The sequence below is a fragment of the Parapusillimonas granuli genome (assembly GCF_013416525.1).
Taxonomy (GTDB): domain Bacteria; phylum Pseudomonadota; class Gammaproteobacteria; order Burkholderiales; family Burkholderiaceae_B; genus Parapusillimonas; species Parapusillimonas granuli.
The window spans coordinates 143,228-167,619 of the sequence record NZ_JACCEM010000006.1 but is presented as its reverse complement, the minus strand read 5'-3'; the positions used below and the strand labels follow the sequence as shown (position 1 = coordinate 167,619).

Here is a 24,392-nt window from a genome sequence, read left to right as displayed (position 1 = left end):
ACCAGCGCCTCGCCTTGCAGGCGGCGCATGTTTGCCCATGACGACCACCACCGAACGCCCCAAGCTGACGCTACCCCAAGGCCGCAAGAAAGTCTTGCTGCACTCCTGCTGCGCCCCCTGTTCCGGCGAGGTCATGGAAGCCATGACGGCGTCCGGCATCGAGTATTCGATTTATTTCTACAATCCGAACATTCATCCGGACCGTGAATACGAGATCCGCAAGAACGAGAACATCCGTTTCGCCGAGCGGCACGGCATCGAGTTCATCGATGCGGACTACGACCGCGACAACTGGTTCGAGCGGGTCAAGGGCCTGGAAAACGAACCGGAACGCGGCGCGCGCTGCACGGTCTGCTTCGACATGCGCTTCGAGCGCACGGCGCTGTATGCGCACGAACATGGTTTCGACACGATCACGAGTTCGCTGGGCATTTCGCGCTGGAAGGACATGAACCAGATCAACGGCTGCGGCGAGCGCGCGGCGGCGCGCTATCCGGAGCTCATCTATTGGACTTACAACTGGCGCAAGGGCGGGGGCTCGGCCCGAATGATCGAAATCAGCAAGCGCGAGAATTTCTATCAGCAGGAATACTGCGGCTGTGTGTATTCTTTGCGGGATACGAATCGGCATCGGCGGGCGCAGGGGCGGGAGCGGATCCATATCGGGGTGAAGTTCTACGGGAAGGACGAGCTTTAGGTCCTGTCGACGCGCACGGCGAAAGGGGGCGGACCCATTGCGAGTCCGCCCCCTTTCTTTTCCAGGCAACGGAGAACCGGCCCTCGGGCCCGGCTCCGCCGTCGCTGATCACTGCAGGGTGCGTTCGAACACGAACTTGTCGTCCTGCCAATCCACCGGCACCACATCCTTGGGCCCGAACTTGCCCTCCAGGATCAAGCGGGCAATCGGGTTCTCGATGTGCTGCTGGATCGCCCGCTTGAGCGGACGAGCCCCGAACACCGGATCGAAACCGGCGCGTGCTAGCTGCGCCAGCGCCCCTTCGGATACCTCCAGGCGCATTTCCCTCTGCGCCAGGCGCTGCGCCAGACGCTGCAGCTGTATCCGCGCGATCGACTCGATGTGCTTGGATTCCAGCCCGTGGAACACCACCACCTCATCGATGCGGTTCAGGAACTCGGGACGGAAAGACTGCTTGAGCTCGTCCCAGATCACTTCCTTGATCACCTCGTAAGGCTGCCCCGCCATGCTCTGGATGTGCTGCGAACCCAGATTGGAAGTCATGATGATCACCGTATTGCGGAAGTCCACCGTGCGGCCCTGGCCGTCGGTCAGGCGGCCGTCGTCCAGCACCTGCAGCAGCACGTTGAACACGTCCGGGTGCGCCTTCTCGACCTCGTCGAGCAGCACCACGCTATACGGCTTGCGGCGCACCGCTTCCGTCAGGTAGCCGCCTTCCTCATAGCCCACATAGCCCGGAGGCGCGCCGATCAAGCGGGCCACCGAGTGCTTTTCCATGAACTCGCTCATGTCGATGCGGATCATGTGGTCATCCGAATCGAACAGGAAGCCGGCAAGCGCCTTGGTGAGCTCGGTCTTGCCCACCCCGGTCGGACCCAGGAACAGGAAGGAGCCATAGGGGCGCTGCGGGTCGGACAAGCCGGCGCGCGAGCGGCGGATGGCATCGGAGACCAGCTTGACGGCTTCGTCCTGGCCGACCACGCGCTGATGCAGCTGATCTTCCATCTTCAGCAGCTTTTCGCGCTCGCCCTGCATCATCTTGGAGACCGGGATGCCGGTGGCGCGCGAAACGACTTCCGCGATTTCCTCCGCGCCGACCTGGGTGCGCAGCAGGCGCGGCTGGCCGGGGTCTTGTTCACCCTGCTTGCCGGCCTCGGCCGCCTGCAGCCGGCCTTCGAGTTCGGGCAGCTTGCCGTATTGCAGCTCCGCCAGCTTGTCGAACTGGCCCTTGCGCTGCAGCTCGGCCATCTCGGCGCGCGTGCGCTCGATTTCTTCCTTGATCGCCTGCGAGCCCTGCACCGCCGCTTTCTCGGCTTTCCAGATTTCCTCGTAGTCGTTGTATTCGCGCTGCAGCTTCAGCAGCTCGTCCTCGATGGCCTTCAGCCGGCGCTGGGATGCTTCGTCCGTATCCTTGTTGACGGCCTCGCGCTCGATCTTGAGCTGGATGATGCGCCGGTCCAGGCGGTCCATGACTTCGGGCTTGGAATCGATTTCCATGCGGATCCGGGCGGCGGCCTCGTCGATGAGGTCGATGGCCTTGTCGGGCAGGAAGCGGTCGGTGATGTAGCGGTGGGAGAGCTCGGCCGCGGCGACGATGGCCGGGTCGGTGATGGCCACGCCATGGTGCAATTCGTAGCGTTCCTGCAAGCCCCGCAGAATGGCGATGGTGGACTCGACATCGGGTTCGTTCACCATCACTTTCTGGAAGCGGCGTTCCAGGGCGGCGTCTTTCTCGATGTACTTGCGGTATTCGTCCAGCGTGGTCGCGCCGATGCAATGCAGTTCACCGCGCGACAGCGCCGGCTTGAGCATGTTGCCGGCGTCCATGGCGCCTTCGGCCTTGCCGGCGCCCACCATGGTGTGCAGCTCGTCGATGAAGACGATGGTCTGGCCGGCATCCTGCGAGAGTTCCTTCAGGACGGCCTTCAGGCGCTCTTCGAATTCGCCCCGGTATTTCGCGCCGGCGAGCAGGGCGGCCAGGTCGAGCGTCAGCACGCGCTTGCCCTTGAGGGTCTCGGGCACTTCGTTGTTGACGATGCGCTGCGCCAGGCCTTCGACGATGGCCGTCTTGCCCACGCCCGGTTCGCCGATCAGGACGGGGTTGTTCTTGGTCCGGCGCTGCAGTATCTGTATGGAGCGGCGGATTTCGTCGTCGCGGCCGATGACCGGGTCCAGCTTGCCCTGGCGGGCGCGCTCGGTCAGGTCGGTGGTGTACTTGGCGAGCGCTTCGCGATTCGACTCGCCTTCGGAATCCGACACGCTGGCGCCGCCTCGCACGGCTTCGATGGCGGTCTCGAGGGCTTTGCGCTGCAATCCGGCGTCGCGCAAGATGCGGCCGACTTCGCTTTTGTCGTCGCACATGGCGAGCAGGAAGAGTTCGCTGGCGATGTAGGAATCACCGCGGCTGGTCGCTTCTTTGTCGGTGCGCGCAAGCGCGGCTTGCAGGTCGCGGCTGATCTGGATGTTGCCTTCCGCGCCTTGCACCTGCGGAAGGTTGTCGATGTACCGGTTCAGGGCGGGGCCAAGCCGATTGACGGCCGTCCCCGCCCGCGCCAGCAGGCTGCCGGCGCCGCTGTCGGGGTCGGCGAGCAGCGCGGCGAGCACGTGGGCGGGTTCTATGTAGGGATTGTCGTTCTTGAGGGCGAGGCTTTGCGCGTCGGCGATGGCCTGTTGAAATTTGGTGGTGAGTTTGTCGAATCGCATAGTCGTGTCTTGATTGGGTGAGAGCGTGGCTCGAATGATGTCTATGTAGGGCCAAATGCCGTGATTTCAAGGCGCCAAGGCAAGCCGCGCCCCCCGCTCTGCTACTATACTGGCCGTGGCGGCCACCCCGGCGCCGCCCCGCTCACCACCATTTTGCATGGGCAAGTTCAAACAACTCGAAAGCTTCGTGGCCGTCGCCACGCTCGGCAGCCTCTCGGCCGCCGCGCGCGCCGAAGGCGTTGCGCCGGCCATGATAGGCCGGCGCATCAATGCGCTGGAAGAACGCCTGGGCATCAAACTGCTGCTGCGCTCCACCCGCCGCCTGTCCCTCACCTCGGAGGGCGAAGCGTTCCTCGAAGAAGCGCAGCGCATACTCCGTGACCTGAATGAGACCGAAGCGCGCATCAGCCAAGGCGGCATCGACCCCAGCGGCCACTTGCGCGTGACCGCGCCCGCGGGCTTCGGGCGGCGCCACGTCGCGCCCCTGCTGCCGGCGTTCATCAAGCGCCACCCCAACATGACGATCTCGCTGGACCTGAGCGACCGCCTGGTCGACCTGATCGAAGAACGCTACGATTGCGCCATACGCATAGGCGACCTGGACGACTCGCAAATCGTCGGGCTGCGCCTGGCGGACAACAAGCGCGTCATCGTGGCGGCTCCGGAATACCTCAAGGTGCATGGCGTTCCACGGCTGCCCGGCGACCTGGCCCAGCACAACTGCCTGTCTTTCGGCAACCAGGGAAACCAGGCGCGCGGGTGGCTGCTGCGCCAGGACGGCGAAGTGCGCGCGATACGGGTCAAGGGCAATATGGCTTGCAGCGACGGCTCCGTGCTGCACCAATGGACGCTGGACGGCGTCGGGCTGGCCTGGCGGTCGCTGTGGGAAGTGCGCGAAGACCTGGAAGCCGGCCGGCTGGTCAGCGTACTGGACGAATATGCAGCCCCCGCGAATGGAATCTTCGCCATGCTGCCCGAACGCCGCCACCTGCCGCTGCGGGTGAGGGCCTTCGTCGATATGCTAAAGTCCACCTATGCGCAGTCCTCTTACTGGGATGCGAATTAGCGAAATGCACGCAGATAGTGTGTCATTTAACCATCTATGCACCCCTTGACTTTTGACTCATGTCAAAAGCCGTGCAGATTTCCCCTAAATACCGCCTACAATAGGTTTTTTTTCGTCCTCGGGACGATCGTATGCAAAAGAAGATCGCCGTTACGCCAGAGTCCACGCATTGTTCCACATGCATGCTCAACGAAATATGCCTGCCCCTGGGAATGCCGCGAAGCGAGGTCTCTAAGCTCGACGAACTCGTCAAGGAACGCATCCGCATCCCCAAGGGGAAAGCGCTTTTTCACCTCGGCGACAAGACCGAAGCCATTTACGGCATACGCTCGGGTTCGCTGAAAACCCAGCTTGAAGATTCATCCGGCCAGGTGCAGATCACCGGTTTTCTGCTGCCCGGCGAAATCATCGGCATGGACGGCCTGGTGGACAACCGCCACGTATCGCATGCCATCGCGCTCGAAGACAGCGAAGTCTGCGTGATCAGGCTCGACGAAATGGACCAGCTGGCCTTGCAGGTGCCCTCTTTGCAGTGGCAGTTCCGCCGGCTGATGAGCAAGGAAATCAACCGCGCCCACCAGCTCGTCATGACGCTGGGCGCGCTGCGTTCCGAGCAACGGCTGGCGGCATTCCTGATCAACCTGTCGCAGCGGCTGGCGGCGCTGGGGTATTCGCCCACCGAATTCATCCTGCGCATGAGCCGGGAAGAAATCGGCAACTACCTGGGCCTGACGCTGGAAACCGTCAGCCGCCTGTTTTCGCGGTTTGCCCGCGAAGGCTTCATACGCGTGCAGCAGCGCGAAGTGCACATCCTGGACATGCAAGGCCTGCGGCAGCTGTCCGGCACCGACTGCGGCTAGGCCCTTCAACGGGCCCCATGCCGGAACCGGGCGCCGCCGCGCCCCGGCGATCATTCGTTGATGGGGTCGCCGAATTCATCCAGCAGCCGGCCGCGCGGCGCAAGATGCAAAGTCAGTGCGCTGGAGACCGCGGCCATCAGCCAGAAAAAGAAGAAACCGCCCGCATACACCTGCTGGCGGCTGGCGTGTATATGGCCAAGAAAGGTGATGTCCAGCGGGTCGACCAGCGCGAACACGGCTGCGCTGGTGGCCGCCGCGACCAGAAATGAAGGCCATAAAATCAACATTGCCTTAACATGCCTCATGAAAACGTCTCCTGATCTGATCTTTTTATTATCTTATCAGGGTTCCGCTTTAGAGGGCGCACTGGGTGCCGTCGCCGGCGCCTGCTTGGTTACGACGAGGCCGCGCTTCACGCCGCCGTCTTCTATGGCTTGATCGCTGAAGTTCTGCACCGCCAGCACGATGGTGATGATGCAGCCCACGATGGCGACGGCCGGCCCGGCCATGATGATCCAGGGCCACGGCTCGCGCCACCAGGGCCTGCCGTCGGGCTCGGACCCGCCTGCTTCGGCTTTCATTTGTGACATTTTTTACCTCTGGTAAATCATTTCGGCACGAAGAAGCTGGACCGCTCGACCACGGTCGCCTCGCGCCCTTCATCATAGTGGCCGACCGCATGCAGCTCGATCTCATGCAGGCCCGGAGACACCTGGCCCGCCGGCGCGCGCACCACGAAGGGCACCAGCTTGTTGGAGGCGCCCTCCACCCTGACCGAGGCGCCGCCCTCGTCGCCCGCCGCCACGGACAGCTGCGGCAGCCCCGTGGCGCTGAAGTCGAGCGTGACGGGCGACTCCGAGGTGTTGATCAGCTGCAGCCGGTAGACGTTCTCGATCATGCCGCCGGCGACTTCCCGGCCCAGCGCGCCCCGGTCGCGGATCACGTCGACCCGCAGCGTGGTGCGCGTCGCGAGCGAGACCACGAACGCGATCACGATCGCTCCGAGGATGATGGTATAGGCCAGCACCCTGGGCCGCAGCATCCGGCGGCGCACCTGGCTCTGGGTCATGCGGTCGGTGATGGCGCGCCCGGAGGTATAGCGAATCAGACCGCGTTCATAGCCCATCTTGTCCATGACCTGGTCGCAGGCGTCCACGCAGGCGCCGCAGCCTATGCACATGTACTGCAGGCCCTCGCGGATGTCGATGCCCGTGGGGCAGACCTGCACGCACAGGCTGCAATCCACGCAGTCGCCCATGCCCGCCTCTTTGTGGTCGATCTTGCGCGACCGGCCGCCGCGCGGTTCGCCCCGCACGTGGTCATAGGTGACCACGAAAGTGTCGTCGTCCACCATGACGCTCTGGAAGCGCGCATAGGGACACATGTATTTACAGACCGATTCGCGCAGGAAGCCGGCGTTGCCCCAGGTGGCGACGGCGTAGAAGATCATCCAGAACCATTGCCACGGCCCCAGGGACAGCGTCAGCAAGCCCATGCCCAGTTCGCGGATGGGCGCGAAATAGCCGATGAAGGTGGACCCGGTCCACCAGGCGATCAGTATCCAGGCGATGTGCTTGGTGGCCTTGATGCGGAACTTGCGCAGGCTCCAGGGCTGTTCGTCGAGCCGGATGCGGGCCATGCGGTCGCCTTCGATGTGGCGCTCGACCCACATGAAGATCTCGGTGTAGACCGTCTGCGGACAGGCGTACCCGCAGAACAGCCGCCCCGCCATGGCCGTGAACAGGAACAGGCCGAAGGCCGAGATGACGAGCAGGACGGACAGATAGATGACGTCCTGCGGCCACAAGACCATGCCGAACAGGTAGAACTTCCGGGCGCCCAGGTCGAACAGCACCGCCTGCCGCCCGTTCCATTGCAGCCAGGGCAGGCCGTAGAAGATCAGCTGGGTGACGAACACCATGACGATGCGCCAGCGGGCGAATATGCCCGATACGGAGCGAGGGTAGATCTTGCTCCGTACGTCCTTGAGCGCTTTTTCGACGTGAGGAGACGAACCGCCCCCCCTCCCCTTGGAAACGCGGGGCGGCTGCCAGGCTGGCACGGCTTCCGCGGTTTCTCCGGAGACGGGTTGGACGGGTGGTTCGCTACTCATTTTTTACCTCTTCGATGCTGCTCCGGCCTATTTGGCCGCTACTTTCTGGCCCTGGTTGCTCAGCCCCCAGACCCAGGCGGTGAGCATGCGGATCTGTTCCGGCGTCAGGATGCCTTCCTGGGCCGGCATGTGGTTCTGCCGGCCGTTCAGGATGGTCTCGACGATGGAAGCCTCGGAACTGCCGTAGAGCCAGACGCCGTCGGTCAGGTTGGGCGCGCCCAACGCCGTGTTGCCCTTGCCGTCGGCGCCGTGGCAGGCGACGCAGAAGCTGTCGAAGCCGCGCTTGCCGGGTACGACGCGCAGCGGATCGGCCGCCAGGCCGGACAGCGAACGGACGTACTGGGCGATGTCGGAGGCCTGCGACGGCGAGATCTGCGAGCTCCAGGGCGGCATCATGCCGTGGCGGCCCTTGGTGATGGTCTGCATGATCTGCTCGGGCGTGCCGCCGTGCAGCCAGTCCCCGTCCGTCAGGTTGGGGAAGCTGCCGCTGCCGCGGGCGTCGGAGCCGTGGCACTGGGCGCAGTTGTTCAGGAACAGCCGCTGGCCGATTTCACGCGCGCTGGCGTCGCGGGCGACTTCCTCGATGGGCATGGCCTGGTAGCGGGCATAGACCGGAGCGATCTGGGCCTTGAGCGCTTCCTGGTCGGCCTTGACTTCCCTGGCGGCGGTATAGCCGATCTTGCCCTCGTAGCTGCCCAGGCCCGGATACAGGAACAGGATGCCCAGCGCAACGACGCACAGGCCGATGTAGAACACCGTCCACCAGCGCGGCACGGCGGTGTTCAGTTCGGTGATGTCGCCGTCCCAGACGTGGCCGGCGTTGTCGTCCACTTGCGGAACGTTCTTGCCCAGCCAGGCGCGCTGGGTGAATAGCAGCCACAGACAGAAGGCTATCCCGCCCAAGGTGATGGCGGAAATGAAGTAGCCCCAGAAGCCGCTTACAAAATCACTCATGAGAGCCCCCTTCTTTCTTTTCCGTCATGAATTCGTCAGGCAAGGCGAAGGGCAGCATGGATGCCTCGTGATTTGCCTGCGCGCGTACGCGTGAAAATGCCCACCAGACGATGCCGAGGAAAGTCAGCATCGCGAGCACGGTTGCGATTGCATTGATGATTGCCATTTTTACAGAGCTCCCTCGGCGACGGCCTTGGCCGCGGCATCGCGCCCGGCAACGCCCAGGCCTTGCAGGTAGGCCACCAGCGCGTCCTCTTCGGTCTTGCCCTTCAGCTGCTCCGGCGCCTTTTCGATCTGTTCGTCGGTATAGGGAACGCCCAGCTTGCGGAGCACGCGCATGCGGGCCTGCACGTCGGCTTTTTCAACGCTGTTGCGCTGCAGCCACGGGTAGGCGGGCATGTTGGATTCCTTGACCACGTCGCGCGGGTTGCGCAAGTGGACGCGGTGCCAGTCGTCGGAGTAGCGCTGGCCCACGCGCGCCAGGTCGGGGCCGGTGCGCTTGGAGCCCCACAGGAAGGGGTGGTCGTAGGCCGATTCGCCGGCCAGCGAATACGGGCCGTAGCGCTGGACTTCCGAGCTCAGCATGCGGATCTGCTGCGAGTGGCAGCCCACGCAGCCTTCGCGGATGTAGACGTCGCGCCCGATGAGATTCAAGGGCTCGTAGGGCTTGACGCCGGGCGTCGGCGTGGTGGTCGAGTGCTGGAAGAACAGCGGAACGATCTGCACCAGGCCGGCGAAGGAAATCACCAGGATGCTCAGCACGATGAGCAGGCCGACGTTCGTCTCGATCAGCTTGTGCGAAAAACGGGAACTGTTGTTTGCCATGTGCGCTCTCCTTAAGCCGTGGCCGATGCGGGGCCCACCAGCGCCGGATCGCGAGCGTCCGGGCTATACAGAGGCACAACCGGGTTGACTTTGACCTGGCCCTTGATGGTGATCCAGGTGTTCCAGAGCATCAGGCAGACGCCGCCCAGGAAGCACAGACCGCCCAGCAGCCGGATGGCATAGAAGGGATAGGTCGCCTTGACGCCCTCGACGAAGCTGTAGGTCAGCGTGCCGTCGATGCCGGTGGCGCGCCACATCAGGCCCTGCATCACGCCGGCGATCCACATGGCGGCGATGTAGAGCACCACGCCCAGGGTGGACATCCAGAAATGCAGCTCGACCAGCTTCATGCTGGCCATCTGCTTGCGGCCGTACAGGCGGGGAATCATGTAGTACAGCGAGCCGAAGGTGATCATCGCCACCCAGCCCAGCGCGCCCGAATGCACGTGGCCCACCGTCCAGTCGGTGTAATGCGACAGCGCGTTCACGGTGCGGATCGACATCATGGAGCCTTCGAAGGTGGACATGCCGTAGAAGGACAGCGCCACCACCATGAACTTCAGGATGGGATCGGTGCGCAGCTTGTGCCAGGCGCCCGACATGGTCATGATCCCGTTGATCATGCCGCCCCAGGACGGCGCCAGCAGGATCAGCGACAGCGCCATGCCCAGCGACTGGGTCCAGTCGGGCAGCGAGGTGTACAGCAGGTGGTGGGGGCCCGCCCACATGTAGGTGAAGGCCAGCGCCCAGAAGTGGACGATGGACAGGCGGTACGAATACACCGGGCGCTCGGCCTGCTTGGGCACGAAGTAGTACATCATGCCCAGGAAGCTGGTGGTCAGGAAGAAGCCCACGGCATTGTGCCCGTACCACCACTGCACCATGGCGTCCTGCACCCCGGCATAGGCGGAATAGGACTTCCACATGGACACCGGCAGTTCCATGTTGTTGAAGATGTGGAGCACGGCGATGGTGAGGATGTAGGAACCGAAGAACCAGTTGGCCACGTAGATGTGCTTGACGCGGCGCTTGGCGATGGTGCCGAAGAACACGATGGCATAGGCGACCCAGACCAGGGTGATCAGGATGTCGATCGGCCATTCGAGTTCGGCGTATTCCTTGGTCGAGGTGTAGCCCAGGGGCAGCGTGATGACCGCCCCCACCAACACCGCCTGCCAGCCCCAGAAGGTGAAGGCGGCGAGCTTGTCGCTGAACAGGCGGACCTGGCAGGTGCGCTGCACCACGTAGTAGGAGGTGGCGAACAGTGCGCTGCCCCCGAACGCGAAAATCACGCCGTTGGTGTGCAATGGGCGCAGACGCCCATATGACAGCCAAGGCGTGTTCATATTCAATTCCGGCCATATAAGTTGCGCGGCGATCAGTACGCCGACCGCCATGCCGATGACGCCCCAGATCACGGTGGCGATCGCAAACTGCCGAACGACACCGTAATTGAAGACTTCGGCCTGTTTTCCGACAGTATCGGAAGTGCCCATGAGCTTCCCCTCAAACAAATAAAAATACGAGACGCCAGCATGATCCGCCATGCTGGACATTGCATCCTTGATTCATATCAAGACCAATTTCGCGCATGAAAGGCTGACGTGTTCGCACCACACATCAAAAAATAAAAAAAACCGGATTACCCGCTAATTCCCGCCCGCCGCGTCCCCGCCCTTCGAGGCGGCGCCCCGCTCCGCCTCGGGGCCGTCGTCGTCCAGCAGGATCGAATTGGCGGCCTCGTTGGTGTCGTCGAACTGGCCGGCGAAAATCGCCCACCAGAAAAAAGCCCCGATGGCGATGACCGCCGCGAGGGAAATCGGAAGCAGCAGGAATAAAGACGGCATGGCCTGTGGCCCTAGGGCCTGTTAACGTTACCTGGTGTGCTGCAAGCCTTAGCCTTGCACCGCGACGCCTCGCCATTCGGCCCCGGACACCTGCCGGGCTTGCCGCCGGAACAGGCGCCACGAATTGCCGGCGACGGCGAGCGAGGAAATCAGCATGGTCAGGGCCGCGACCCAGGGGGCCACGAGGCCGGCCGCCGCCAGCGGCGTCATGAGCAAGTGCCAGGCGACGGAGCCATAAAGGTTTTGGCGGGCCACCCGTCCGGTGGCCTTGGTCAGGAGGGCGACGTCGTTCTCGTTCATGGCGGGCGACGCCGAAACCGTGGCATGGGCGGCCGCGACGGCCGTGGGCACGGCCATGGCCATGGCACAGGGGCAGCTCATGACCAGCAGCGCCACCATGACGCCCAACGCATGCTGCGGGGCATGGACGGCCCATATGCCGCCGACCACGAAGGCCAGCGCCAGCTGCACCACCACGAACCAGAAGGCCACCCGGTCGGCGCGCCCCGACATGGCATGGCGGAATCGTTCGATGATGTGATGGGCGCCCCCGCCGCCGATGGACTGGCGGGCGCAGAGTTCCAGATAGCGGGCCGTGAGGAGAAAGGCCAGGAACATGGTGACGGAATCGAAATAGACTTCGCCGCTGCCCGCCCAGGTGGTGTAGACGCTGGGAATGAAGGCCGCGACGATGCTGAGCGCCACGGGGACGTCCATGTTGATGCGCCCCCGCGCCAGGCTGCGCAAGGCGCCGCCCCAGACCGGCCAGGCGCAATACAGCATGGCCGGGACGGTGATCACCAGGCTGACCCAGTTCATCATGTAGATGGCCTGGTCGAGCGTCTGGAGGTTGTCGGGCGCCATGGATTCCGAACGCAGGTAGCCCGGGAATGCGAACATCATGACTTGCATCATGGCAAGCCAGCCTAGCCCCATGCGGGCGAGCATGTGCCGCCGCTGCTGGCGATCGTCGCCGGACAGGCTGGGCGGCGTGGAGAAAATGGAGAAGGCGCGCATAATGGTTTGCAACTATAACAAACTAGCGTAAACACTACTTGATATAGATCAAAATCAAGGAGCAAATCCGGGAAAACGCGCCCTCGGCGCCGAACGGGCGCCGCCCCCGGCACGGCGGGCGGCGCCTGCCCGCAAGGCTCCGCGGGGCCTTGCTCAGGCGACCTTCAGGCCGGGCGCCTCGTCGAATTGCGCTTCTTCCGTCGAACCGGTCAGCGCCGTGGTGGACGAACGGCCCCCTTCGATGGCCTGGGTGACCGCATCGAAATAGCCCGTGCCCACTTCGCGCTGGTGCTTGACCGCCGTGAAGCCCAGTTCGGCCGCCGCGAATTCCTTCTGCTGCAGCTCGACGAAGGCGCTCATTTGCCGGCGCGCGTATCCGTGCGCCAATTCGAACATGCCATAGTTGAGCGCATGGAAGCCCGCCAGCGTGATGAACTGGTATTTGTAGCCCATGGCGCCGAGCTCCCGTTGGAATTTGGCGACAGTGGCGTCGTCCAGGTTCTTTTTCCAATTGAACGAGGGCGAGCAATTATAAGCCAGCAGCTTGCCGGGGAACTGCTTGTGGATGGCTTCGGCGAACTGGCGCGCGTATTCCAGGTTGGGGGTGGACGTCTCGCACCAGATCAGGTCGGCATAGGGAGCGTAGGCCAGGCCGCGGGAAATGGCCTGCTCCATCCCGGCGCGGGTGCGGAAGAAGCCTTCCACGGTGCGCTCGCCGGTGACGAAGGGGCGATCGTTTTCATCGATGTCGCTGGTGACCAGGTCGGCGGCGTCGGCGTCGGTGCGGGCCAGCAGCAAGGTGGGCACCCCCAGCACGTCGGCCGCCAGGCGAGCCGAGATGAGCTTGGCCACGGCTTCGCGGGTGGGCACCAAGACCTTGCCGCCCATGTGGCCGCACTTCTTGACCGACGCCAGCTGGTCTTCGAAGTGGACGCCGGCCGCGCCGGCTTCGATCATGGCCTTCATGAGCTCGAACGCGTTCAGCACGCCGCCGAAGCCCGCCTCGGCATCGGCCACGATGGGCGCGAAATAATCGATATAGCCCGGGTCTTGCGGGTCGACGCCTTCCATCCATTGGATCTGGTCGCAGCGCGTCAGGGCGTTGTTGATCCGGCGCACCACTTGCGGCACCGAGTTGGCCGGATAGAGCGATTGATCGGGATACATTTCGCCGGCGCCGTTCGCATCGCCCGCGACCTGCCAGCCGGACAGGTAAATGGCCTTCAGGCCGGCTTTCACCTGCTGCATGGCCTGGTTGCCGGTCAGCGCGCCCAGGCTGTTGACGAAAGGTTCGCTGTGCAAGAGCTTCCACAGTTTTTCAGCGCCTTGGCGGGCCAGCGTATGCTCGACCGTGGTCGAGCCGCGCAGGCGCACGACCTCGTCCGCCGTGTATCCGCGCTTGATGCCTTGCCAGCGGGGGTCTTCGGCCCAGGTGCGTTGCAGGTCGCGGATCTGGTTTTCTCTTGAGTTCATGGTGCTGCTCCTTTGAGTTGAAAACATAAGCGTGAAAGAATCCCGATGGAAAAATTCTACGCTCATGCTGCAGCGCACCTAACACTTATGTCTTATATAAGACAAATTATTTTTTTCTTTTAAAACAATGATGTACAAATAATATTTCACGATACGGAACAATATTTTCCGGTATGAAAAGAAGAATCATGCAACGCAACAGCGCCATTTCATGTAGCAAAATCAGCGTTTCACCATACGGAAAATACCGATGGCGGGTTACAATGCCGGCATTCATTCCTACGACGCCCCGGCCCAGCCGCCGTCCGCTCTCGTCATGACCCATACTCCCCTCGCCCACGCCCCCCTGGGGCAAGCGGTCGCCTACCCCAGCGCCTACGACCCTTCCCTGCTGTTCGCCATAGACCGCGCGGTCAACCGCGCGGCGCTGCCCCTGCCCGCGCACTGGCACGGCGCGGACATCTGGAACGCCTACGAAGTTTCCTGGCTCAACCCGAAAGGCAAGCCCATGGTCGCGGTGGCCCGCTACACGGTGCCGCATTCCAGCCCGCGGCTGATCGAGTCCAAATCGTTCAAGCTCTACCTGAACTCCTACAATGAAACACGCTTCGACGACGCCGAAACCGTCAGGCGGACGATGGCCCGCGATCTTTCCCAGGCCGCGGGGCAGGAAATCGGAGTGGAGTTGTTCAGCCTGGCCAGCCAGCACGGCCTGCCCCTGGGCGCCCTGGAAGGCGACGACATCGACGGGCAGGACATCGACATAGACCGCTACGAGCCCGCGCCGGATCTCCTGCGGTGCACCGGCGGCGGCGGAATCGTGAGCGAAAAACTGGTTTCCGACCTGCTCAAGTCGAACTGCCCGGTCACCGGGCAGCCCGATTGGGGCAGCGTGCAGGTCTGCTACACCGGCCCGCGCATCGACCGCGCCGCCCTGCTGCGGTACATCGTGTCATTGCGGCGGCATACGGAATTCCACGAGCACTGCGTCGAGACCATGTTCTGCGACATCCTGCGGGCGTGCAAGCCGGAATCGCTTGCGGTCTATGCGCGCTATACGCGCCGGGGCGGCCTGGACATCAACCCCTGGCGCAGCACGCATCCCTGGGCTGCAGGGCGGGTGCGTACCGTCAGGCAGTAAGCGGCGACCGGCGGGTGGCCGATTTGGCCACCCAGAGCGCCAGGAAGGCCGCGATGCCGAACGCGACGGCCGCGCCCACCCAAGGACCTTGGCGGAAGCCGGCGTCCATCAGCAGGCCGAAGCTGACCGGCCCCAGGGAGGAGCCGACGTCCATGCCGGAATACACCAGGCCGTAGACCGTGCCCGTGGCCCCCTTGGGCGTCACGCGGCGGATGAGCATGTCGCGCGAGGGCGCCGATACGCCGGAGCAGAAGCCGGCCAGGGCCACCAGCACCATGGCGAGCGAAGGCGGCACGGCGCCGCCGGCCAGCACCACCAGCAGGCCGCCCGCCAGGAACAGCGACACCGCCACCGTGCGTTCGGTGTTGGGCGTCGCGCCGACCAGGAAGCCGCCCGCGATCATGCCGGCAGCGGCCGCCACCATGTAGCTGGACAGCGCCGAGCCCGCCATGATCTTGTCGATGCCGTAGACTTCGCCCAGCATCGGTATGGTGTAGTTCTGGACGGCGGACAAGGAAACGGAAGTGAACAGGAAGAACAGGAAAGCGCCCCAGAGCGCCGGCTGCACCAGCAGCGCCGCCAGCGTTTCGGCCACGGACTTGCGCGCCAGGTCCGTCTGGGCGGATGCGCCGGACGCGGCCTCGCCGGCCGTGGGGAGAGGCTGGTTCCGGCCGGCCAGCAGGTCGCGCCCCAGCCAGGTCGTCAGCAGCACGGCGGCCACCAGCGCACCGGCGCCGAAGGCCGCCGTGCGCCAGTCGGCCGCGTAGATGATGGCGGCCATGAAGACCGGCGTCAGCGCCCAGCCCAGGTTGCCGGTCAGGCCGTGCGTGCTGAAGGCATGGCCCAGCCGCTTCTGGCTGACGCGGTGATTGATGATGGAATAATCGACGGGATGGAATATGGAATTGCCTATGCCGCCTATGGCGGCGGCGGCCACCAGCATGAAATAGCCGTTCGACAAGCCGATCAGGGCCGCCGAGACGATGAAGCAGGACAGCCCGAAGCGCAGCACGGGCGCCGGCCCGATGCGGTCGACCACGAAGCCGGAGGACGCCTGCCCCAGGCAGGACACCAGGAAGAAGACCGATGCCAGGAAGCCCAGCTTGACGAAGTCGTAGCCGTATTCATTGGCCAGCGACAGATACAGCGTGGGCAGCACCAGCTGGAAAAAGTGGGAGGTGCCGTGCACCAGGCCGATCAGGCCGATGATGGACCAGTCCCGGCGCTTGAGGTCGGGGGTGTCGAGGTAGTCGGTGCTGAGGGTGGACATGTCTGCTTCTCGGAATATCAGCCGCGGCGGTCGGAGCGGTCGCGGATTTCGGGCCAGGCGCGGCGCAGGTAATAGCACATGGACCAGACCGTAAGAATGGCTGCGATGATGATCAGCACCTCGCCGACGATGTCCAGCGGCACGCCGTACAGCGAGCGCCAGTACAGCAGGCAGGGGATCGCGACCATCTGGGCCGCCGTCTTGAATTTGCCCAGCCGGTGCACGGCGACGCTGCCGCTGGCGCCGATCTTGGCCATCCATTCGCGCAGCGCGGAAATGGTGATTTCGCGCCCGATGATGATCAGCGCGATGAAGGAATCGACCCGCCCCAGGTCGAGCAGGATCAGCAGGGCCGCGCACACCATGAGCTTGTCCGCCACCGGATCCAGGAAGGCGCCGAAAGAGGAGGTCTGGTTCCAGCGCCGCGCCAGCCAGCCGTCGAACCAGTCCGTCAGCGCGGCGACGATGAAGGCGAAGGCCGCGACCGTGTCGCGCACGGGCACTGAGATCCAGTCGGCCGGCAGGTAGAACAGGCCGACGATCAGCGGGATCATGGCGATGCGCAGCCACGTCAGGGCGATGGGTAGATTCATGGGCATAATGTGAATACTACCCTATCGGAGCGCCTGATAGATACGTTCCGCCAGCTCATCCGAAATTCCCTCCACCGAGCGCAGGTCGTCGATGCTGGCGTCCACCACGCCCGAGAAACCGCCGAAGCGCGCCAGCAGCCGCTGCCGCCTGCGCGCGCCCACGCCCTCGATCTCCTCCAGGCGCGACACGTTCCTGGCCTTGGCCCGCTGCGCCCGCATGCCCGTGATGGCGAAGCGGTGGGCTTCGTCGCGGATCTGCGCGACGAGCATCAAGGCCGCGGATTCCACGCCCAGCGCGACGGGCGGGCGATCATCGGCGAAGACCAGGGTCTCCAGCCCCACCTTGCGCCCCTCGCCCTTGGCGACCCCGACGATCACCCCGGTGTCCAGCCCGAGCTCGACGAAGACCCGCCGCGCGACTTCCACCTGGCCCTTGCCGCCGTCGATCAGCACGATGCCGGGCATCTCGGCCTGGCCGTCCGCCACCCGGCTGAAGCGCCTGGTCAGCACCTGCCGCATGGCGGCGTAGTCGTCGCCCGGCGTGATGCCGGCGATGTTGTAGCGGCGATACAGGGACGGCTGCATGGCATGATGCTTGTACACGACGCAGGACGCCTGCGTGGCCTCGCCCGCGGTGTGGCTGATGTCGAAGCATTCGATGTGCAGGGCGTCCAGCGCCGCCTCGTCGGTGTCCAGGTCCAGCTCGGTGGCGAGCGCCAGCGTGCGCGCCGCGCGCGCGCTGGATTCCGTCAGCACGCGGGCCAGCGCCATTTCGGCGTTCTTCGCGGCCTGCTCCAGCCAGGTCTTGCGCACGCCTTGCGGCCGGACCAGCACGCGCGGCTTGACGCCCTTCTGCTCGGCCAGCAGGCGCATCAGCCCGGGATCGGGCAGCCGATGCGAAAACACCAGGATGGGAGGCAGCGCGCTGTCCAGGTAGTGCTGGGCGACGAAAGCGGCCAGCACGTCGCCGGGGCTGTCCTCGTTGGTGTGCGTGGGAAAGAACGGCTTGTCGCCCAGGTGGCGGCCGCCGCGCACCATGGCGAGATTGACGCACACCCGCCCCCCCGCCGACGCGACGGCGACGATGTCGGCGTCCTCGCTGCCCACCTGCTCCATGGACTGCTGCTGCAGCACCTTGGCCAGCGCGCCCATCTGGTCCCGCAGCATCGCGGCCTGCTCGAATTCGAGGGCCCGCGACGCCTGCTGCATGCGCTGCTCGATGTCGCGCAGCACTTCGTCGGCGTGGCCGTCCAGGAAGCGCGTGGCGCGCAGGACGTCGGCCTGGTAGTCCTCCTTGGAGATCAGGTCGACGCAGGGCGCGGAGCACCGGCCGATCTGGTAGAGCAGACAGGGGCGCGAACGGTTCGCATACACGCTGTCCTCGCAGGTGCGCAGCCGGAACACGCGCTGCAGGATCTGTATGGTTTCCCGCACGGCCCAGGCGTTGGGATACGGCCCGAAATACCGGCCCTTGCCGCTGGTGCTGCCGCGGTAATAGGCGATGCGCGGCACCTCATGGCCGCTGAACATCAGGTAGGGATACGACTTGTCGTCGCGGAACAGGATGTTGTAGCGCGGCTTGAGCCGCTTGATGAGGTTGTTTTCCAGCAGCAGCGCCTCGGCCTCGGAACGCGTGACCGTGACCTCGACGCGCACCACCCGCGCGACCATGTGGGCGATGCGCGGGCTGCTGTGCGTCTTCTGGAAATACGAGCTGACGCGCCGCTTGAGGTCGCGGGCCTTGCCCACGTAGAGGACCTCGCCCTGGGCGTCGATGTGCCGATACACCCCGGGCAGCGGCGGCAGGTCAGCCAGAAACGATTTGAGATTGAAGTCTTCGGGCATATTGATAACGTTCGTCGGCCTGCAGCGCGTCCCAGCCGGGCGCCGGCCGCGACGGCCTGAGCCGCCTGATGCGATTCACCGATGCGCTGCCGTGCTCGAACGACAGCCGCCCCAGCAGCTCGTCCGCCAGGTCGGGGCGATTGCATACCAGGACCATGTCGCAGCCCGCGCCCAGCGCGGCATTGGCGCGGGCCAGGATGTCGCCGGCCACGGTCGCGCCCTCCATCGTCAAGTCGTCCGAGAACACCACGCCATCGTAGCCCAGCTCGCCGCGCAGCACCTGCTGTATCCAGTAGGGGGAAAAGCCCGCCGGGTTCGGGTCGACCTGGTCGTAGATGACGTGGGCCGGCATCACCGAGGGCAACACCATGTCGCCCAGCCAGCCATAGGGCGCGGCGTCTTCGCGCATGATGTCCTCGAAAGGCCGGTGGTCCACCGGGATCTCGTGGTGGGAATCGGCCTCGACCGCGCCGTGCCCCGGAAAATGCTTGCCGCAGGCGGCCATGCCGCTGAGCATCAGCCCCTGGATCAGCGCCCGCGCCAGCATGGCGACCACCCGGGGATCGCGGTGGAACGCGCGGTTGCCGATGACCTTGCTGACGCCGTAGTCCAGGTCGAGCACCGGCGTGAAGCTGAGGTCCACGCCGCAGGCGCGCAGCTCGGCGCCCAGCACATAGCCGGTTTCGGAGGCCAGCCGCATGGCGGCCATGGAATCCTGTTCCCACAGCTCGCCGAACACGCTCATCGCGGGAATGGAGGAAAAGCCGTCGCTGCGGAAGCGCTGCACCCTGCCCCCTTCGTGGTCCACCGCGATCAGCAGGGGTTCGTCGCGTTCTTCATGGATCGCCCGGCACAGCTCGGACAGCTGCTCGCGGTTCTCGAAGTTGCGCGCGAAGAGTATGACGCCGCCCACCAGGGGATTGCGCAGGCGCGCGCGCTCGTGCCCGGAGAGCGCCGTGCCGTCGACGTCGACCATCACGGGGCCCGGCGGCAGGCCGGCGCGCGTACTGTTGATTGTCATGTTTCCTTTCCGTTTGCTGCGTGGGGATGTGAGGATGGCGCTTCGATCACGACGAAGGCCGCGACGGTGTCGCTTTCATCGGTGATGGAAACGTGGGCGGCGCCGAAACGCTGCCGGTACCAGCCGAGCAGAGGCTCGGACAGTTCGACGCGGGGCCGGCCGCTGGGTTCGTTCAGGGTCTGCATGCGCGGCCAGGACATGGGAGACCGCATGCCCAGGCCGACGGCCTTGGAGAACGCCTCTTTGGCGGCGAAGCGGGTGGCCAGGAAGCGCATGCCGCGCCCGTGGTCGCGGGCCAGGCGGCGCTGGAATTTCTCGTATTCCTGCTCGCCCAGTATGCGCCGGGCGAAGCGGTCGCCGTGGCGGGCGTAGGCGCGCTCTATGCGTTCGAGCCGCAACAGGTCGACGCCGATGCCCGCCACCGCATTCCGCCCCGCATGCACGTCCATGGATACGCCCTCTTCAAAAGACGAATCATACCGTGCGGGCGCGGCGGCGCGCCTTATCTTTGGCGTTTGTCGATGACGCGGCGCGCTTTGCCGGTCAGGGTGCGCTCCACCAGGCCCGCCGTCTGCACCGTTACCCGCGCGGACACGCCGATATAGGTCTTGACGGCATGCTGCAGCCTCTTGGCCAGCGCGTCGCGATCGGCGACGCTCAGGTGATCGTACTCCGCCCGCACCTCGGTCAGGATCTCGAGCTCGTCCAGGTTGCCGCTGCGCGTCAGCACCAGCTGGTACTGGGCCGCGAGCTCGGGCATCTTCAGCACGATTTCCTCGACCTGGGTGGGGAAGAGATTGACGCCGCGCACGATCAGCATGTCGTCGCTGCGGCCGGTGATCTTGTCTATGCGCCGCATGCTGCGCGCGGTGGGCGGCAGCAGGCGCGTCAGGTCGCGGGTGCGATAGCGGATGACCGGCATGGCTTCTTTCGTGAGCGAGGTGAACACCAGCTCGCCTTCCTCGCCGTCGGGCAGGACTTCCCCGGTGTCGGGATCGATGATCTCGGGGTAGAAATGGTCTTCCCAGACCACGGGTCCGTCCTTGGATTCGACGCACTCCATGGCGACGCCCGGCCCCATGACTTCGGACAGGCCGTAGATGTCGAGCGCATCGATGCCGGAGCGCTGCTCGATGTCGGCGCGCATCTGCCCCGTCCAGGGCTCGGCGCCGAAGATGCCGATGCGCAGGGAGCTCTCGCGCGGGTCCATGCCCTCGCGCTCCATTTCCTCGAGGATGTTGCAGAAGTAGGAAGGCGTGACCATGATGATGCGCGGCCCGAAATCGCGGATCAGCTGGACCTGTCTTTCGGTCTGGCCGCCGGACATGGGCACGACGGAGCACCCCAGCCGCTCGGCGCCGTAATGCGCGCCCAGGCCGCCGGTGAACAGGCCATAGCCATAGGCCACGTGGGCGATGTCGCCCGGCCGCCCGCCGGCCGCCCAGATGGAGCGCGCCACCAGGTTGGCCCAGTTGTCGATGTCGCGCGCGGTGTAGCCCACCACCGTGGGCTTGCCGGTCGTGCCGCTGGAAGCGTGGATGCGCGCCACTTTCTCGCGCGGCACCGCGAACATGTTGAAGGGATAATTGTCGCGCAGGTCCTGCTTGGCGGTGAAGGGAAAGCGCGCCAGGTCGGCAAGCGTCTTGAGGTCGTCGGGATGCACGCCGGCCGCATCGAACGACTTCCGGTAATGGGGCACGTTGTCGTACGCGTGCCTGAGCGACCACTTCAGGCGCTCCAACTGCAGGCTCTTCAGTTCATCCTGGCTCGCGTGCTCTATGGCATCGCGTCCGCCTTTCGAGTTTCTGGACTCGGACATGTTTCACTCCTACCCTTGTTTTTCGCTTTTGAACGATGGATGCGGTGCGCAGCCGCCGGAACCGGCATCGCGCCCCGTTTATTTTTCGCCTATGGCCCGAACAGGCCTCATTCGCCGACGACCTGCCCTTTGATCCGATAGGACCGCCCTCGGAAGATCGCGATGCGCTTGCCGTCCTGGTTGGTGACCTGGACGTCGTAGACCCCGGTGCGCCCCGCCAGCGAATATTCCTTGGCCTGCGCCGTGAGAATGTCGCCCTCGTACCCGGGCGCCAGATAATCGATGGTGCAGCCCGAGGCCACCGTGGCGGCGTTGCGCGAGTTGCAGGCGAATGCGAAGGTGCTGTCCGCCAGGGCGAAGATGAAACCGCCATGGCAGGTGGCATGGCCGTTGAGCATGTCGGGGCGCACCTTCATGGACATGCGCGCCTCGCCCGGCGCGACCGATTCCAGGGTGATGCCCAGCGCCTGGGAGGCCGGGTCGTTGTCGAACATGACCTTGGCGGTCAGTTCGGCCAGTTCCTGCGGATCCTCGGGCAGTTCCACGGCGGCGTCCGCCGCCGCGCTTGAAGCTTGGCTTGCCATCATTTCCCCTTGAATGCCGGTGCGCGCTTGGCCAGGAAGGCGGCCACGCCTTCCGCGTAGTCTTCGCTGGCGCCCAGTTCGCGCATCAGGTCGCGCTCCAGGTCCAGCTGCTGATCCAGCGTGTTGTCCAGGCTTTGATTGAGGGCGCGCTTGGTATAGGCCAGCCCTTTGGTCGGCGCCGAGGCGAAATGCCTGGCCAGTTCTTCCAGCCGGGCGTCGAAGCGGTCGTCGGGGACGCTTTCCCAGATCAGGCCCCATTGCGCGGCCTGGTCCGCGCCGAGCTTGTCGCCCAGCAGCGACAGGCCCATGGCGCGCGCCTGGCCCACCAGCCGCGGCAAGGCATAGGTGCCGCCGGTGTCCGGCAGCAGCCCCAGGCGGCAGAAGGGCTGGATGAAGCTGGCCGACTGCTTGGCGATCACGATGTCGCCCGCCAGGGCGAGGTTGGCGCCCGCCCCCGCCGCCACGCCGTTGACGCCGACGACCACGGGCAGCGGCAGCGCCCGCAGGCGGCGCACGAGCGGCGCGTAGAACTTGCCGACGGTTTCGCCCAGGTCCACCGGTGCGGAATCCGCGCTCATGCGCCGTTCGGACAGATCCTGGCCCGCGCAGAAGCCGCGGCCGTTGCCGGTGATCACCAGGACGCGCGCGCCGCCGGATTCGATGGTGTCCAGGGCCTGCGCCAGTTCACCGTGCATGGCGGCGGTGAAGCTGTTGAGTTTGTCGGGCCGGTTCAGCGTGATGCGCGCGATGCCTTCGGCAAACTGGAATTCAATGTTTTCGTAGTTCATGTTCCGTCCTGCTGCTCAAGCGTGCCACCGGGTTTGCACGACGCGGAAGCGGTTCGCCACGAAGGCGGAGTCCGACAAGGAGGCGTTCGCGGCCGGGTTGGCCCCGGTGCCGTGGAAGTCGCTGAATGCGGCGGTCTGGTTGACGAACACCGCGCCCGTCAGGTTGAGCGACACGGACACGCCCGCCCGCTCGGCGGCCTTCTGGACCCGCTGCTCGACGGCGCTGTCGGTGGTGTAGGCGGACAGCGACAGCGCGCCGTGCTCGATGACGGTCCGTTGCGCGAGTTCGATGCTGTGCGCGGTGGAATCCGTGGCCACCACGAAGACGATGGGCCCGAACCATTCGCGCAAGATGGCGGGGTTGCCGGCCTCGGCCTGGAGCAGCAGCGGCGTCACCACCTTGGCGTCAGGGAACTGCGGGTGTTCCAGCTTGCGGCTGTCGCACAGCACGGGCAGGCCCAGCGCCCGCGCCTCGTCCAGGCGGCGGCCGACGCCCGAGTTCTGTATGGCGCCGGTGATTTCCACCGCCCGCGCCGGGTCGGACAGCAGCTTATCGACCGCCTGGGCCAGGCCCTGGGCGACCTCGTCGAAGCTCATGCGCCCTTCGGCCGTGCGAATGCCGTCGCGCGGCACGTAGACGTTCTGCGGAGCCGTGCACATCTGGCCCGAATAGAGCGCGAAGGAGAAGGCCAGGTTGCGCGCCACGGCCTTGAAGTCGTCGGCGGAATCGATGATGACCTGGTTCACGCCGGCTTTTTCCGTGTACACCTGGGCCTGCCGCGCATTGGCCTCCAGCCAGTTGCCGTTGGCGCTGCTGCCGGTGAAGTCGATGATCTTCACGGCCGGATTCAAGGCCAGGGCTTGCGCGGTGTCGTCGCCGGCCGCATGGGCGGCCAGCAGCACGACGTTGGGGTCGTAGCCCGCGTCGGCCAGGACTTCGCGCGCGATCTTGACCGTGATGGCCAGCGGCAGGATGGCGCCGGGATGCGGCTTGACGATGACGGTGTTGCCGGTTGCCAGGCTGGCGAACAGGCCGGGATAGCCGTTCCAGGTGGGAAAGGTGGAGCAGCCGATCACCAGGCCGATGCCGCGCGGCACCACGGTGAACCGCTTCTGCATCTTGATCGGGTCATGCTTGCCTTGCGGTTTTTCCCAGCTGGCCTGGCCCGGAATGCGGGACATTTCCTGCCAGGCATAGGCGACGGCCTCCAGGCCGCGGTCCTGGGCATGAGGGCCGCCGGCCTGGAAGGCCATCATGAAGCCTTGCCCCGTCGTGTGCTGCACGGCGTAGGCGATTTCGAAACTATGCCGATTGAGGCGCTGCAGGATTTCCAGCGCCACGCCCACCCAGGCGCGCGGACCCGCTTCGCGCCAGCTTTCCAGCGCGGCCTGCGACTGGTACACCAGGGTGTCGGCGGGCACTTGCGGATAGCGGATGCCCAGCTCGGGGCCGAAGGGCGAGACTTCGCCGGACACTTTGCCGGCTTCGCCGTCCTGCTCCAGCGGAAAGTCCTTGCCCTTGTAGGCCTCGAACGCGGCAAGCCCGAGCTCGTTGGCGGATTCCCCATAGGCGCGGGGGCTGGGCGACTCGGAGAACGGGCTCCAGTACCCGCGCTCGGCCGCAGCCGCCACCGCTTTTTCCAGAACCTCGCGGTGGGCGTTGAAATAATCGACAGACACTGCTCACTCCTTGTTGTTGCATTGCCAAGCCGTTTCCAGACATGGAAGGCCGGTGTTTTTGATCGGGGGGCGCGCATGGGCGCGCCGTGACGGACG

24 protein-coding genes are annotated in these 24,392 nt (G+C 65.1%); 4 read left to right on the top strand and 20 right to left on the bottom strand.

Translation table 11 applies throughout. The features are described 5' to 3' along the window. The first annotated feature begins 37 nt into the window (after positions 1 to 37). Entirely contained in the window at positions 38 to 697 is a 660-nt protein-coding gene (locus H0A72_RS12750; RefSeq protein ID WP_180155867.1) for an epoxyqueuosine reductase QueH, read from the top strand. A gap of 108 nt (positions 698 to 805) precedes the next feature. Here the strand turns inward: H0A72_RS12750 and clpB are convergent, their stop codons facing one another. Then, complete coding sequence (clpB, locus tag H0A72_RS12745; protein WP_180155865.1) at positions 806 to 3,400, bottom strand: ATP-dependent chaperone ClpB; 2,595 nt, start codon at positions 3,398 to 3,400, stop codon at positions 806 to 808. A gap of 157 nt (positions 3,401 to 3,557) precedes the next feature. On the opposite strand from clpB, the gene H0A72_RS12740 reads away from it, so the two are divergent. Continuing rightward, positions 3,558 to 4,466 (top strand): LysR family transcriptional regulator, encoded by a 909-nt coding sequence (locus H0A72_RS12740; RefSeq protein WP_180155863.1) that lies wholly within the window; start codon positions 3,558 to 3,560, stop codon positions 4,464 to 4,466. 131 nt (positions 4,467 to 4,597) lie between these two features. Continuing rightward, entirely contained in the window at positions 4,598 to 5,326 is a 729-nt protein-coding gene (fnr, locus tag H0A72_RS12735; RefSeq protein ID WP_180155861.1) for a fumarate/nitrate reduction transcriptional regulator Fnr, read from the top strand. A 50-nt stretch (positions 5,327 to 5,376) separates the two neighbouring features. Here fnr and H0A72_RS12730 read toward each other — a convergent pair whose 3' ends face one another. From H0A72_RS12730 to aceA, 10 genes are all read right to left on the bottom strand, one after another. Further along, positions 5,377 to 5,613: a hypothetical protein gene (locus tag H0A72_RS12730; protein ID WP_180155859.1), complete on the bottom strand. Its 237-nt coding sequence runs from the start codon at positions 5,611 to 5,613 to the stop codon at positions 5,377 to 5,379. 54 nt (positions 5,614 to 5,667) lie between these two features. Then, positions 5,668 to 5,916, bottom strand: a complete 249-nt coding sequence (locus tag H0A72_RS12725) for a FixH family protein (RefSeq protein ID WP_246814996.1) — start codon at positions 5,914 to 5,916, stop codon at positions 5,668 to 5,670. Between the two features lie 17 nt (positions 5,917 to 5,933). Beyond that, positions 5,934 to 7,439, bottom strand: a complete 1,506-nt coding sequence (ccoG, locus tag H0A72_RS12720; RefSeq protein ID WP_180155855.1) for a cytochrome c oxidase accessory protein CcoG — start codon at positions 7,437 to 7,439, stop codon at positions 5,934 to 5,936. A gap of 27 nt (positions 7,440 to 7,466) precedes the next feature. Next, positions 7,467 to 8,393 (bottom strand): cytochrome-c oxidase, cbb3-type subunit III, encoded by a 927-nt coding sequence (gene ccoP, locus H0A72_RS12715; protein ID WP_180155853.1) that lies wholly within the window; start codon positions 8,391 to 8,393, stop codon positions 7,467 to 7,469. After that, positions 8,386 to 8,559, bottom strand: a complete 174-nt coding sequence (locus tag H0A72_RS12710) for a cbb3-type cytochrome oxidase subunit 3 (RefSeq protein WP_180155851.1) — start codon at positions 8,557 to 8,559, stop codon at positions 8,386 to 8,388. The genes ccoP and H0A72_RS12710 overlap by 8 nt, the downstream gene beginning before the upstream one ends. A 2-nt stretch (positions 8,560 to 8,561) precedes the next feature. Then, positions 8,562 to 9,218: a cytochrome-c oxidase, cbb3-type subunit II gene (ccoO, locus tag H0A72_RS12705; protein WP_180155848.1), complete on the bottom strand. Its 657-nt coding sequence runs from the start codon at positions 9,216 to 9,218 to the stop codon at positions 8,562 to 8,564. Between the two features lie 11 nt (positions 9,219 to 9,229). Beyond that, complete coding sequence (gene ccoN / locus H0A72_RS12700; protein WP_180155846.1) at positions 9,230 to 10,714, bottom strand: cytochrome-c oxidase, cbb3-type subunit I; 1,485 nt, start codon at positions 10,712 to 10,714, stop codon at positions 9,230 to 9,232. Positions 10,715 to 10,867: 153 nt separating this feature from the next. Beyond that, positions 10,868 to 11,065 carry a cbb3-type cytochrome oxidase assembly protein CcoS gene (gene ccoS / locus H0A72_RS12695; protein WP_180155844.1) on the bottom strand — a complete coding sequence of 66 codons (198 nt, stop codon included), beginning with the start codon at positions 11,063 to 11,065 and terminating at the stop codon, positions 10,868 to 10,870. Positions 11,066 to 11,113: 48 nt separating this feature from the next. Then, on the bottom strand, positions 11,114 to 12,082 hold the full coding sequence (locus tag H0A72_RS12690) for a P-type ATPase actuator domain-containing protein (protein WP_180155842.1): 969 nt from the start codon (positions 12,080 to 12,082) through the stop codon (positions 11,114 to 11,116). Positions 12,083 to 12,235: 153 nt separating this feature from the next. Then, a complete protein-coding gene (gene aceA, locus H0A72_RS12685) occupies positions 12,236 to 13,555 on the bottom strand; it encodes an isocitrate lyase (protein ID WP_180155839.1) in 1,320 nt (439 codons plus the stop codon). A gap of 316 nt (positions 13,556 to 13,871) precedes the next feature. Here aceA and queF point away from each other — a divergent pair, with 316 nt between their 5' ends. After that, positions 13,872 to 14,696 carry an NADPH-dependent 7-cyano-7-deazaguanine reductase QueF gene (queF, locus tag H0A72_RS12680; RefSeq protein WP_180156156.1) on the top strand — a complete coding sequence of 275 codons (825 nt, stop codon included), beginning with the start codon at positions 13,872 to 13,874 and terminating at the stop codon, positions 14,694 to 14,696. On the opposite strand, the gene H0A72_RS12675 is transcribed toward queF, so the two are convergent. From H0A72_RS12675 to paaN, 9 genes are all read right to left on the bottom strand, one after another. Beyond that, positions 14,686 to 15,966 carry an MFS transporter gene (locus H0A72_RS12675; protein WP_180155837.1) on the bottom strand — a complete coding sequence of 427 codons (1,281 nt, stop codon included), beginning with the start codon at positions 15,964 to 15,966 and terminating at the stop codon, positions 14,686 to 14,688. The genes queF and H0A72_RS12675 overlap by 11 nt on opposite strands. A 17-nt stretch (positions 15,967 to 15,983) precedes the next feature. Next, the gene (pgsA, locus tag H0A72_RS12670) at positions 15,984 to 16,565 is read right to left on the bottom strand and encodes a CDP-diacylglycerol--glycerol-3-phosphate 3-phosphatidyltransferase (RefSeq protein ID WP_180155835.1); all 582 of its coding nucleotides are present in this window, start codon (positions 16,563 to 16,565) and stop codon (positions 15,984 to 15,986) included. Positions 16,566 to 16,580: 15 nt separating this feature from the next. Further along, positions 16,581 to 18,404, bottom strand: coding sequence for an excinuclease ABC subunit UvrC (gene uvrC, locus H0A72_RS12665; protein WP_180155833.1), 1,824 nt, complete (start codon positions 18,402 to 18,404; stop codon positions 16,581 to 16,583). Next, positions 18,367 to 19,425 carry a beta-N-acetylhexosaminidase gene (gene nagZ / locus H0A72_RS12660; RefSeq protein ID WP_180155831.1) on the bottom strand — a complete coding sequence of 353 codons (1,059 nt, stop codon included), beginning with the start codon at positions 19,423 to 19,425 and terminating at the stop codon, positions 18,367 to 18,369. The genes uvrC and nagZ overlap by 38 nt, the downstream gene beginning before the upstream one ends. After that, positions 19,422 to 19,874, bottom strand: coding sequence for a holo-ACP synthase (gene acpS / locus H0A72_RS12655; protein ID WP_180155829.1), 453 nt, complete (start codon positions 19,872 to 19,874; stop codon positions 19,422 to 19,424). The genes nagZ and acpS overlap by 4 nt, the downstream gene beginning before the upstream one ends. 53 nt (positions 19,875 to 19,927) lie before the next feature. After that, positions 19,928 to 21,244 (bottom strand): phenylacetate--CoA ligase PaaK, encoded by a 1,317-nt coding sequence (paaK, locus tag H0A72_RS12650; protein ID WP_180155827.1) that lies wholly within the window; start codon positions 21,242 to 21,244, stop codon positions 19,928 to 19,930. 107 nt (positions 21,245 to 21,351) lie between these two features. Continuing rightward, the gene (paaI, locus tag H0A72_RS12645) at positions 21,352 to 21,828 is read right to left on the bottom strand and encodes a hydroxyphenylacetyl-CoA thioesterase PaaI (RefSeq protein WP_180155825.1); all 477 of its coding nucleotides are present in this window, start codon (positions 21,826 to 21,828) and stop codon (positions 21,352 to 21,354) included. After that, positions 21,828 to 22,616 carry a 2-(1,2-epoxy-1,2-dihydrophenyl)acetyl-CoA isomerase PaaG gene (gene paaG, locus H0A72_RS12640; RefSeq protein WP_180155823.1) on the bottom strand — a complete coding sequence of 263 codons (789 nt, stop codon included), beginning with the start codon at positions 22,614 to 22,616 and terminating at the stop codon, positions 21,828 to 21,830. Before paaG ends, paaI begins: the two co-directional genes overlap by 1 nt. A gap of 15 nt (positions 22,617 to 22,631) precedes the next feature. Then, positions 22,632 to 24,296 carry a phenylacetic acid degradation protein PaaN gene (gene paaN, locus H0A72_RS12635; RefSeq protein ID WP_180155821.1) on the bottom strand — a complete coding sequence of 555 codons (1,665 nt, stop codon included), beginning with the start codon at positions 24,294 to 24,296 and terminating at the stop codon, positions 22,632 to 22,634. Between the last annotated feature and the right edge of the window lie 96 nt (positions 24,297 to 24,392).

What these genes read in the sequence shown, in the direction of transcription:
- H0A72_RS12725 (WP_246814996.1), bottom strand. Translation starts at nt 5,916, where the DNA reads ATGTCACAAATGAAAGCCGAAGCAGGCGGGTCCGAGCCCGACGGCAGG.
- paaK (WP_180155827.1), bottom strand. Translation starts at nt 21,244, where the DNA reads ATGTCCGAGTCCAGAAACTCGAAAGGCGGACGCGATGCCATAGAGCAC.
- paaI (WP_180155825.1), bottom strand. Translation starts at nt 21,828, where the DNA reads ATGGCAAGCCAAGCTTCAAGCGCGGCGGCGGACGCCGCCGTGGAACTG.
- aceA (WP_180155839.1), bottom strand. Translation starts at nt 13,555, where the DNA reads ATGAACTCAAGAGAAAACCAGATCCGCGACCTGCAACGCACCTGGGCC.
- paaG (WP_180155823.1), bottom strand. Translation starts at nt 22,616, where the DNA reads ATGAACTACGAAAACATTGAATTCCAGTTTGCCGAAGGCATCGCGCGC.
- H0A72_RS12690 (WP_180155842.1), bottom strand. Translation starts at nt 12,082, where the DNA reads ATGCGCGCCTTCTCCATTTTCTCCACGCCGCCCAGCCTGTCCGGCGAC.
- H0A72_RS12675 (WP_180155837.1), bottom strand. Translation starts at nt 15,966, where the DNA reads ATGTCCACCCTCAGCACCGACTACCTCGACACCCCCGACCTCAAGCGC.
- ccoS (WP_180155844.1), bottom strand. Translation starts at nt 11,065, where the DNA reads ATGCCGTCTTTATTCCTGCTGCTTCCGATTTCCCTCGCGGCGGTCATC.
- clpB (WP_180155865.1), bottom strand. Translation starts at nt 3,400, where the DNA reads ATGCGATTCGACAAACTCACCACCAAATTTCAACAGGCCATCGCCGAC.
- H0A72_RS12750 (WP_180155867.1), top strand. Translation starts at nt 38, where the DNA reads ATGACGACCACCACCGAACGCCCCAAGCTGACGCTACCCCAAGGCCGC.
- ccoN (WP_180155846.1), bottom strand. Translation starts at nt 10,714, where the DNA reads ATGGGCACTTCCGATACTGTCGGAAAACAGGCCGAAGTCTTCAATTAC.
- ccoG (WP_180155855.1), bottom strand. Translation starts at nt 7,439, where the DNA reads ATGAGTAGCGAACCACCCGTCCAACCCGTCTCCGGAGAAACCGCGGAA.
- H0A72_RS12710 (WP_180155851.1), bottom strand. Translation starts at nt 8,559, where the DNA reads ATGGCAATCATCAATGCAATCGCAACCGTGCTCGCGATGCTGACTTTC.
- H0A72_RS12740 (WP_180155863.1), top strand. Translation starts at nt 3,558, where the DNA reads ATGGGCAAGTTCAAACAACTCGAAAGCTTCGTGGCCGTCGCCACGCTC.
- acpS (WP_180155829.1), bottom strand. Translation starts at nt 19,874, where the DNA reads ATGGACGTGCATGCGGGGCGGAATGCGGTGGCGGGCATCGGCGTCGAC.
- ccoP (WP_180155853.1), bottom strand. Translation starts at nt 8,393, where the DNA reads ATGAGTGATTTTGTAAGCGGCTTCTGGGGCTACTTCATTTCCGCCATC.
- ccoO (WP_180155848.1), bottom strand. Translation starts at nt 9,218, where the DNA reads ATGGCAAACAACAGTTCCCGTTTTTCGCACAAGCTGATCGAGACGAAC.
- nagZ (WP_180155831.1), bottom strand. Translation starts at nt 19,425, where the DNA reads ATGACAATCAACAGTACGCGCGCCGGCCTGCCGCCGGGCCCCGTGATG.
- uvrC (WP_180155833.1), bottom strand. Translation starts at nt 18,404, where the DNA reads ATGCCCGAAGACTTCAATCTCAAATCGTTTCTGGCTGACCTGCCGCCG.
- pgsA (WP_180155835.1), bottom strand. Translation starts at nt 16,565, where the DNA reads ATGCCCATGAATCTACCCATCGCCCTGACGTGGCTGCGCATCGCCATG.
- queF (WP_180156156.1), top strand. Translation starts at nt 13,872, where the DNA reads ATGACCCATACTCCCCTCGCCCACGCCCCCCTGGGGCAAGCGGTCGCC.
- fnr (WP_180155861.1), top strand. Translation starts at nt 4,598, where the DNA reads ATGCAAAAGAAGATCGCCGTTACGCCAGAGTCCACGCATTGTTCCACA.
- H0A72_RS12730 (WP_180155859.1), bottom strand. Translation starts at nt 5,613, where the DNA reads ATGTTGATTTTATGGCCTTCATTTCTGGTCGCGGCGGCCACCAGCGCA.